The organism is Mesorhizobium sp. M1A.F.Ca.IN.020.04.1.1, from assembly GCF_003997315.1.
GTDB lineage: Bacteria > Pseudomonadota > Alphaproteobacteria > Rhizobiales > Rhizobiaceae > Mesorhizobium.
Genome location: NZ_RZSN01000203.1, coordinates 1 through 9,367, shown reverse-complemented (window position 1 = coordinate 9,367; position 9,367 = coordinate 1). Strand labels below are relative to the sequence as shown.

Annotated in this window: 8 protein-coding genes; 4 read left to right on the top strand and 4 right to left on the bottom strand. The window is 58.0% G+C overall.

What is annotated here, in order from left to right:
* Nucleotides 1-245, top strand: a 245-nt coding sequence (locus tag EOA49_RS33170) for a hypothetical protein (RefSeq protein ID WP_206520227.1), incomplete at its 5' end; no start/stop codon positions are given.
* On the opposite strand, the gene EOA49_RS27565 is transcribed toward EOA49_RS33170, so the two are convergent.
* Both EOA49_RS27565 and EOA49_RS27560 read right to left on the bottom strand, forming a co-directional pair.
* Nucleotides 226-621, bottom strand: a complete 396-nt coding sequence (locus EOA49_RS27565) for a hypothetical protein (protein ID WP_127242146.1) — start codon at nucleotides 619-621, stop codon at nucleotides 226-228. The two genes, EOA49_RS33170 and EOA49_RS27565, sit on opposite strands and share 20 nt — an antisense overlap.
* A 278-nt stretch (nucleotides 622-899) precedes the next feature.
* The gene (locus EOA49_RS27560) at nucleotides 900-1,421 is read right to left on the bottom strand and encodes a hypothetical protein (RefSeq protein WP_127242145.1); all 522 of its coding nucleotides are present in this window, start codon (nucleotides 1,419-1,421) and stop codon (nucleotides 900-902) included.
* 788 nt (nucleotides 1,422-2,209) lie between these two features.
* On the opposite strand from EOA49_RS27560, the gene EOA49_RS27555 reads away from it, so the two are divergent.
* The 3 genes from EOA49_RS27555 to EOA49_RS27545 all read left to right on the top strand — a co-directional run bounded on the left by EOA49_RS27555 (nucleotide 2,210) and on the right by EOA49_RS27545 (nucleotide 8,662).
* Nucleotides 2,210-4,570: a hypothetical protein gene (locus EOA49_RS27555; RefSeq protein WP_127243469.1), complete on the top strand. Its 2,361-nt coding sequence runs from the start codon at nucleotides 2,210-2,212 to the stop codon at nucleotides 4,568-4,570.
* Between the two features lie 260 nt (nucleotides 4,571-4,830).
* Nucleotides 4,831-7,740, top strand: a complete 2,910-nt coding sequence (locus tag EOA49_RS27550; RefSeq protein ID WP_127243468.1) for a DNA methyltransferase — start codon at nucleotides 4,831-4,833, stop codon at nucleotides 7,738-7,740.
* 241 nt (nucleotides 7,741-7,981) lie between these two features.
* Complete coding sequence (locus EOA49_RS27545; protein WP_127240145.1) at nucleotides 7,982-8,662, top strand: hypothetical protein; 681 nt, start codon at nucleotides 7,982-7,984, stop codon at nucleotides 8,660-8,662.
* A gap of 227 nt (nucleotides 8,663-8,889) precedes the next feature.
* On the opposite strand, the gene EOA49_RS27540 is transcribed toward EOA49_RS27545, so the two are convergent.
* Both EOA49_RS27540 and EOA49_RS27535 read right to left on the bottom strand, forming a co-directional pair.
* On the bottom strand, nucleotides 8,890-9,138 hold the full coding sequence (locus EOA49_RS27540) for a conjugal transfer protein TraD (RefSeq protein ID WP_127240146.1): 249 nt from the start codon (nucleotides 9,136-9,138) through the stop codon (nucleotides 8,890-8,892).
* Nucleotide 9,139: 1 nt separating this feature from the next.
* On the bottom strand, nucleotides 9,140-9,367 hold a 228-nt coding region (locus tag EOA49_RS27535; protein ID WP_127243467.1), incomplete at its 5' end, for a conjugal transfer protein TraD.

Genomic DNA, 9,367 nt, shown 5'->3' with positions numbered 1-9,367 from the left:
ATATAGACATCGCCAGCCTCGCTGCCGAGGCTGCAAAATCGGCCCTTGGGGTGCTCAGCTACCGGCGATGCACGGTGTCCTCGCCTCCAGTCCCGCGCAGGCCGCTGGCCGACTTCATTGCCGTTCTTGTCGTAAACGTTCACAAGCGACCGATGTGCATGAGTGTCGCCCCGCAAAGCAGCAAAGCCCGGGCTTTCGACCATCTGAAACTTCCTCCCGCCGCAACTACGATCGCGACGACTTGAAGTGATCGAACGTTGTTTCGAACTTGCCGATGAGGCGCGCTTCGATCCTTGCATTCAGAGGCGTGAGGCCGAGCTCGTGGTTCTTTCGATGGGCAGCAAACAGGGTCTTTACACTTGGGGAATCGGCGGTCCCAACGAAATACCGATCACCCTTGTAGACATCGTTCAGCAGCCCAAGGAATGAGCGTCCCAAGCCGATTCCGATACCAGAGTTCAGGTAGTACTTGCACTCGACAGCCAGCACGAGCTTGCTGCTCCGTGGTTCGACGTTGGAGGCCCGGCAGATATCAGCCTCACTCTTGTAAAGAACGGCGACATCGCACTCGTGGGCGATCTGCGAGCGCCCAGCGACATAGATTCCGACGTGTGCCTCCAATGTGGGTCGTCCAGGAAATTCGATTTCGGCGTGGCAATAGTCATGAGCTGGCGAGAATATGTTGGACGGAGACGTTCTGAACCAGAAGCTTGCTGGGCAAGTCCCATGCCTGTTTCGGAATCTGATCATTGCGCCTTCATTGCGCGCGGCTCGCAATACTAGCGCCCATATATAGGCCTCGTAGAGGTCGTACCCTGCTGAAGCGCTGTTCAGATTGGCCTTCGGAAGACCCGCAAGCGCGGCGTCGATCTCGGATACTAAGTCAGGGCGCAAGGGCATCAGACGGCGCCCTCGTTTGGCGAGAGCGCTTCCACCCGGATCTCCTTGATCAGAGATTCCAGTTTCGAGGCCGCCATCGTCCCCACTGTCAGGTCCGGAGGTGAAATCGTCCTTGCCGGACCGCTGGCAACATCGTCGCCGAAATTGAGTACGCCATCGTACTCCTCGGTAGACAGTCCAGCTAATAATTCGTTGAGTTCGACCGCCATGCGGGCAGGTGCGATGATCGCCAACTCAAGACCGCGAAGTAGAATTTCGAGCTTCTCCTGATTGGAGAATTCCTGCCTTTGAATGAATTCGGCGCTTGATGTGCCTGACGATCTGCGGCCAGCTACAGGATCAATGGTCTCTCGATCTACCGGGACCTTCAGCTTGATAGGCACAGCCTTCCCCGCTTCGATCTCGGCAAGGATGGGAGCCAAGAAGTCATCGCGACCTTCGAGGTCGCCTGCATCCCTTCTGGTTGCCAGCTTCGTGATCAATTCATCGTACAGGGCCTGGGCTTCGTTCTCGTCTACCATCACACCTTCATGATGTTGCTGAGTTGTACTCGCGCTGACGCTTGTATCGCGTTGAGCGAAAACGTCCAGCGGCCATCTGAGTCTTCATAGAAAGAAGCTCAAACAGAGGAAGCGACTGACCTGGTGGGCCACCGCGAAATAGATGCAGTGCACTTCGAACTCGCCGCGGCGGCGCGAAGGCTACCGTAAAAGGGCTAGAAGAATTGGCAAATACGAGCCCGAAGTCACTCCGGGATTCCGGAGGAGATAGTAGCATCACGAGTCCAGGCAATGATCCGTCGATTCGCCGATACCAATTTCGACTAGGCCGCTTTAGGGGCAAACCTGCGAAAACTGTCCGCCTGAAACCTAGTTGGGTCCCATATCCTGGACCGCCACGACGATTCGTGCGCCAATCCTTGCGCCTAGCACGCGGATCTGCAAGCCTCTGGGCCGGGGGTATTGCGATGGATTTCGAAGCGGGCGTTGTTTTGGTTGTCGGTGCTGGGTTTGCGAAGAACGCAGGTTTGCCATTGGCCAACGAGTTCACCGAACGCCTTCGAGACGTGGACAACCTGAGGGGGAATGGGCCGAAACTGCCATGACGGGATCTGATCACGCCGTCGACTGCGGGTTGACGTCGGAACGGGTTCCGCGTGGCGCCCCTAACTTCACCCCCGTGTTCGTATAACGCATTTTGCGATATTTCTGTCAGATACATACGCTTTGGTCCTCCCAAGCGACAAGAATCGCGTATGTGCGTGCACTCCTCCATCCACCGTCGCTGACGAATCCCATTACTTGCCCGTATGACTGAACCTGCGCATACCAGACTGCTCTCCCGCAAAATCTCTGATTACTGCCGTATCCGTCTCGACCCTCTATTTCCTCCTCAAGAAAGCGCCCGCATCAGAGCGTTTCTGCTCAACCTCATCTCCTGTTCGAAGAAACCGCCGCGAAAACTCCGCGGCTATGATTGGCAAGAGATCTGCATTCTTTGCGGTCTCGACGATAAAGCGATCCGATCTGCCCGGACCGCAATCGAACCGGCATTGGATGCAATCGCTCGAAATACAAAAACCGTGCCGAAGCCGGCGACCATCGCGAGCCGCGGCAGCACTAAATCGCAAGGTCATGCGCGAGAACGTCCGCAGCCGCCGCGAGCGAAGGCATCCCGTCCGAGTCGCCACAAAAAGCTCGAGCGGTTGGAGCGGGAAGCTACTGCAAATCGTCAGAAGCCCGGCATGAAACCGCGCGCTATCGAGGAGTTTCCGGAACCTCTTTTCGCGGAGGCGTGTGATCATCCGAGCTTCCAGGCGGCTTTGGACTTTCAAATGCGCCGCCATGGCGACAGCTATTGGCATCTTCATCGCGCTGTTGTCCGAGACGACGAGAGTCTAGACCGCTCAACAATTCGTCACTGGCTGCAGGGATCGAAATCGCCACGCACCGTGGCGAGCATGGAAGTACTAGCTCGGATCGAGCGTCGATATCGACTTCCGCCAGGATATTTTAAGGCCAAACTCCCGCTTCAGACACGCTCCGCCTCCGGCCACATTCTCGATGATATCGGCTCGGCTGAACGCCGTCGGCTCGCGTGGCACTTGCCTGACGACTTCAATACGCGTCGTTCCGAGGAGCAGGAAGAGATTCTGGAATGGGTTCGGCGCGTGATTATCAGCGGGTCAACTGATTACCGGAGATTCCAGGCGGCCGCGTTGAAACAGCGTTACGCAATCCGTTTCCCGGGTATCACCTATGGTCAGTCGGATGCTGCAAATGACGGCTATCGACTTCAGCGCCAACAACAGGACGATGATGGTGCGCTGTTCACCGACCCCGACCTGATGTCCGGCGTCATCGAAGCGCCGCCTGTGCTTGGTATGGAAATGGCGGATTTGATCCGCTTCAAGACTGCGACGCTCACTGCGTTCGGTTTGCAGCGCAACGGTGTTTGGGGCGAGGAGACGGCATCCCAGAAGGTCGAGCATCTCGGTCTGATGTTCGGTGCGTTGGCCGCGCATCCGCGCGGATCAGTACGCGGCTATGGCATTCCGACGCAGCATTTGACCTTTGGCCTGCTCGTCTTCCCCTCTGTTTGGGACTGGTATGTGCAATGGCGCGAGAGGCGGCGCGGATTCTACACTTCCTGGGAGGTGGACATGCTGCGAATTTCTCTCGCGCTCACTCGCAAGGACACGGGCTGGCTTAGGCAGCAACCTCACCTGGCGTCGCGGATCCGTCCCGTCAATGGACTGGTTTCACCGACCGACGTTGATCGCGCCCGCGGAGACTGGGAGGACGCCTGCGATGTCTACTTCAAGCACGCCTCCTCCCGCGTGAAGGAGATTCAGCGGATCGCGCGTGTTCATCGTGATCCCTTTGAACCAATCATGCCTGTGCTGGAGGCCGATAGCCCAGTCGGCGAGTATCGAAAGATCACGGAAGAGATTCTTCGGCTCTTGCCTGATGAACGTATTCACCGCCGTCCCGCGGCCGAGGCGGTCCGCTCGTTCCTGATGCTTCGGTTCGGACTGCATCTTGGATTGCGGCAGAAGAACCTCCGTCAGCTGATGGTCAGTGAACGTGGGAGATTGCCGCGGTCCGAGCGCCAGCTAGCCGACATGAAGCGCGGTGAACTTCGCTGGAGCGAACGCGAAAAGGGTTGGGAGGTGCTTATTCCTTCAGTAGCATTCAAGAACGCCAATTCTTCCTTTTTCGGAAGCAAGCCGTTTCGTTTAGTCCTGCCGAACTTGGGTGGTTTATACGAGCACATCGAAGCGTATATCGATCGGCACCGCCGAGTGCTGCTTGGAGGATCGGAAGACCCCGGCACCTTCTTTATCAAAACGGCAAAGGCGACCAGCAAGGACGCCGCATACGATCGAAATACATTTTATGAGGCGTGGCGGCTGACCATCCAGCGATATGGCATTTACAATCCATATACACAACGCGGCGCGATTCCCGGTCTTCTCCCTCACGGCCCTCACAATGTTCGTGACGTGCTGGCAACGCACATACTCAAACAGACCGGGTCATATGAGCAGGCAAGTTACGCGATCCAGGACACGCCCGAAATGGTGGCGCACCACTACGGTCGCTTTTTGCCGCAAGACAAAGCTGCACTTGCTGCGCGGATACTCAACCAAGTCTGGCAGGCGGCTTAAAGAGCGCTAGGGTGTAAGTACAATTTCACACTGACGGAGGTTGTTCCCGCGGGTTCTGCGTCAGAATTGATAGAGGAGTAAGCGCTAAACCGAGACAGTAGCCTTGCGCCCCATGTGGGTCGTTCAGTTCGGTCACAAGATTTTCTGCAGGCAGATATGATGCACAAGCATACTAAGATTGCTATTGCGAACTGAACGGCTACTAGTGATCGCGGGGACAACCAGCGATGGGTATAAAGCCCCACACAACGATGGGCCGCATGACACCGGATAATTTCCTGAAGAAATGGCGAAACGTGGAGCTGAAGGAGCGCTCGGCTTCGCAGAGTCATTTCAACGACCTCTGCGCGCTACTCGGTGTCCCCGACCCGGTCTCCGCCGATCCGAAGGGCGAATGGTTCACCTTCGAGAAGGGCGCCAGCAAGACAAGTGGCGGCAACGGCTGGGCCGATGTCTGGCGGCGTGAGTGCTTCGGCTGGGAATATAAGGGCCGGCACGCCAATCTCGACAAGGCCTATGCTCAGCTGCTGCAATATTCGGTGGCGCTGGAAAATCCGCCGCTACTGATCGTATCGGACATAAACCGGATCGTGATCCGGACCAACTGGACCAACAGCGTCCAGGAGACGCACGAAATCGTGCTCGAAGACTTGACCGACGGCGCGGTGCGCGACCGGCTGAAGGCGGCGTTCGTCGACCCCGAGCAATTCAAACCCGCCAAATCGCGCCAGGAACTGACTGAAGAGACCGCTCGCGAGTTCGTCGGCATCGCCCAGCGGCTGCGCGAGCGCGGGCACGAGGCGCACCGCGTCGCCCATTTCGTCAACCAGTTGGTCTTCTGCATGTTCGCCGAGGACGTCGGGCTACTACCTGATCACCTGTTCACCAAGATGTTGACCGCGAGCCATGTGCGGCCGGAGCGCTTCGAGAGCAATGCCGCCAAGCTGTTCGGCGCGATGGCCGAAGGCGGTGATATCGATTTTACGCCGATCGACTGGTTCAACGGCGGGCTGTTTACCGACAACAGCGTGCTGCCGGTGAGCAGAGAGGATATCGAGCAACTGCTGAGCGCCGCACGGCGCGACTGGTCCCAGATCGACCCGTCGATTCTGGGTACGCTGTTCGAACGTGGGCTCGACCCCGCTAAACGAAGCCAACTTGGCGCGCACTACACCGATCGCGACAAGATCATGATGATCATGCGGCCGGTTATTATCGAGCCGCTGGAAGCCGAATGGGCCGACGCGCTGGCGCGGATCAGCGCGCTGGTGGTAAACGCGCCTCGCCAGACTGCGGAGAAGCTGCTGCGCGGCGCGGAACTGGGGAGGCGAACCCGTGCGCTGACTGAAGCGCAGGAAATCCACGCGGCCTTCGTTGAGCGGGTAGCCAATTTCCGCGTGCTCGATCCCGCCTGCGGATCGGGCAACTTCCTCTATGTTGCACTCAAGGCGCTTAAGGATATTGAGCATCGCGCCAACCTGGACGCTGAGGCCTTCGGACTCTTGCGCGGCTTTCCGCGCACCGGGCCGGAGAATGTGCTGGGGATTGAACTCAATCCCTATGCCGCCGAATTGGCGCGGGTCTCGGTATGGATCGGTGAGATCCAGTGGATGCGGCGCAACGGGTTCGATGCGGCGAAGAATCCGATCCTGCGACCGCTAGAAACGATAGAATGCCGAGATGCAGTGCTGAATGAGGATGGGACTCGAGCGGAGTGGCCGACGGCAGAAGTGGTGGTAGGGACCCCGCCGTTCCTCGGCAACAAGAAGATGATCGGCGAGCTCGGCGAGGACTATGTCCGTGCGCTACGCAAGGCCTGGGTGGAAGTCCCCGGCGGCGTTGATCTGGTTTGCTACTGGTTCGCCAAGGCTTGGGCTATGATGGTGAGAGGGCGAGTGCAGCGCGCAGGGCTGGTGGCCACTCAAGCGATTCGAAGAGGAACAAACCGTAAGGTCTTGGATGGGGCGGCTGCCCTAAACGGGATCTTTAATGCCTGGAGCGACGAGGAATGGACCGTCGACGGCGCGGATGTGAGAGTGTCTCTCGTCGGCTTTGAGGCACAGAACCATAGCAATGCAACGTTGGATGGTAGGCAGGTGGATGGTATCGGTTCCGATCTCAAGCCTAAACTGATTGAAGCAGCGCCTGTCGCTTTGACCGAGAACAAAGGCGTGGCGGGGCAGGGGACCATCAGCGGCGGGCCGTTCGAAGTTGCGCCGATGGTTGCCCGTCAACTCCTCACCGCTCCAACAAATCCGAACGGCGAGGCGAACGCAAAAGTGCTGCGACCGTGGAGAAATGGTGACGATCTGACAGATCGGCCCTCTGATTGGTGGATCATCGACTTTGGCGAGCGCGAACAGCCGGAGGCCGCTTTATTCGAAATGCCATACGCGTTGCTTGAAAGGGCTTGGAGCACAGAGCAGCAGAGACGTGCTGCTTTAGGGGAGAAGGCGCTGCGTGCTGGTGAACCTAAAACGGCTGCGCGCTGGTGGATTATGCAGAGACGACGAACGAAGCTGCTGTCTACTCTCCAGGCTCAAAAGCGATATCTAGCAACGCCGCGAGTTTCAAAGCATCGGTTCTTTGTTTGGCTCGATCCTGAAGTGATCCCCGATACTAGACTTGTCGTCTTTCGACGCGAGGATGAAACATTTATGGGAATAGTTCACTCTCGAATTCACGAGGTTTGGGCGCTCCGGCTCGGAGGCAAGCATGGTGTTGGCAATGATCCCGAGTATGTGCACACTTCAACCTTCGAGACCTTCCCTTTTCCTCAGGGACTGACTCCCGACATTCCCGCCGCCGCCTATGTCGACGACCCGCGGGCGCAGGCTATCGCCGCCGCGGCGTCGCGGTTGAACGAACTGCGCGAGAACTGGCTCAACCCCGCCGATCTGATCGTACGCGTGCCCGAAGTGGTGCCCGGCTATCCCTATCGTATCCTGCCGAAGGACGAGGCGGCGGCGAACGAGCTCAAGAAGCGCACGCTCACCAATCTCTACAACGCCCGCCCGCAATGGCTGGCGAACACGCACGCCGCGCTCGACGCGGCGGTCGCGGACGCCTATGGCTGGGGCGACGACTGGCGTGCCCGCCGTTTGGACGACGATGAGATCCTATCCCGCCTATTCGCTCTCAACCACGCCCGTTCCACTGCGGAAAGTTGACATCGACCTATGCAGCTCCCGCAGAACGTTATCGCGAGACACGTGACTTTGATCAAATGGGCTCGATGGTCTCGAAGCCGTCACAAAGACTGCCTGGACATTCCGCCTTGCTGGAACTGGAGCGAGCGCTCGACGAGAGCACACCAATCATCTGGGAACAGAAGTATTCTTACGCCTCCAGCGATGACCTGAGAAAGCGCAGGATCGTGATATAGTAGCTGAACGATGGAGTTGGGGGGATATGGGCAATCCGCAAAATTTTAGCATCGACGTTCCTCGCCGATGCCTAATACTTCTCGAACAACTGTGGCCTTCAGTCTCGAACAAGGCCGATGAGCGGCTGCTCCCGTTGAACGCGTCATTTCTCCTGGCGATCTCAACGCCGATGGTGAACTTGCCTATCGAGAGGATATGGAAGCCGCAGAAGGGTAGAGCGGTTGGTCATCTCAATGATTCTGTCCTCGACGCCTCGCTCGCAAAAGCGGTGAAGGTGGACATCGGTCAGAGCCCTGTCGCCAAGGCACCGTTCTATAAGGCTGGCGCATGGCGATATCACTATTTGCCAAAGGGGCCGGCACTGCCCGACCTTTCCAAACAAGGCCTGCCGTTGGGCGTTCAACAAGCCCTTGTTGCTGACGCCGCACTAACCGCTGCCGACGCGCTCGCTACCGAAACATTCTGCAGCGTTCTGCGAAACGGATTGGCGCACGGAGGTATCCTCTACCTCGACAGCCACGGCCAAACGACGGAAGGGGCGCCGGTTACGCGGTTTTGTTTTGTCAGCACTAAGCAGAAAAATCAGGCCATCTTGGGCCTGCATTTCCTGCAGATCACGATGAAGGATTATCGCGCCTTCCTTGGGAAGTGGGTCGGCTGGCTCCAAAACGCGACCGCAAAACCTAATCGCAAAAAAACCCAATAGCAGATTGCCACCTGCATGCAGCTTGCCTAGAGACTTCCCGCAATCAGTCTTACATCCGATCCGCCGTATGCATTATGCATCCTAGAATCCGCAACGAAGAGCTGACTTTGCGGTTGCGACCCAGAATCGGCCATTCGTCGGGACGAACTCTGTTAGTGTGAAATACCCATTTCAACAAAAGCGGTTGTTGGACCGGTGTCACCAACTGGGCCGCTCGCCGATCACCGCTATGTTCGCGGGCTCTTTTGGTCTTCATGCCATTTTGGATCGAACGCCTGCTTCCCCTTTGCTCGCCATAGGTCTCGTGCATGCTCGCCTTCATGGCTCTGCAGCTTGGCAGCGATCGCGAGCATTGCACCGTAGATGATGGCCCGATCGTCATTGGTCAGCTCGACGATGCCTGCTTTGACGACGAGACCGCCGAGTTCGATCAGATGCCTGGTGCGATTGCGGCGCTCGACCTGCCACGTGCGCATGTCATGTCGAGCTCGTGCCGCCAGCCGGTGATTGAGTGCCGCCCGGTTGCGCTGGAGCGCCGCGCAGGTTGCGCTGAGTTGCCGGAGCAGCTCGCCGGGGCCTGCTCTCGAAAAACATCACTCCACGTTTGGCCCATGCCTCGCGCTTTGCGGTATCGTTCGTTTCGGCGATTGCGACCAATGCGCCGGCCAGCTCGTCGGAGCTGAGTTGATCGGCGCCGGTGGCGAT

Bases quoted from the DNA above. Each gene is read 5' to 3' on its own strand.
- EOA49_RS27550 (WP_127243468.1), top strand. From the start codon at position 4,831: ATGACACCGGATAATTTCCTGAAGAAATGGCGAAACGTGGAGCTGAAG.
- EOA49_RS27560 (WP_127242145.1), bottom strand. From the start codon at position 1,421: ATGGTAGACGAGAACGAAGCCCAGGCCCTGTACGATGAATTGATCACG.
- EOA49_RS27545 (WP_127240145.1), top strand. From the start codon at position 7,982: ATGGGCAATCCGCAAAATTTTAGCATCGACGTTCCTCGCCGATGCCTA.
- EOA49_RS27555 (WP_127243469.1), top strand. From the start codon at position 2,210: ATGACTGAACCTGCGCATACCAGACTGCTCTCCCGCAAAATCTCTGAT.
- EOA49_RS27540 (WP_127240146.1), bottom strand. From the start codon at position 9,138: ATGCGCACGTGGCAGGTCGAGCGCCGCAATCGCACCAGGCATCTGATC.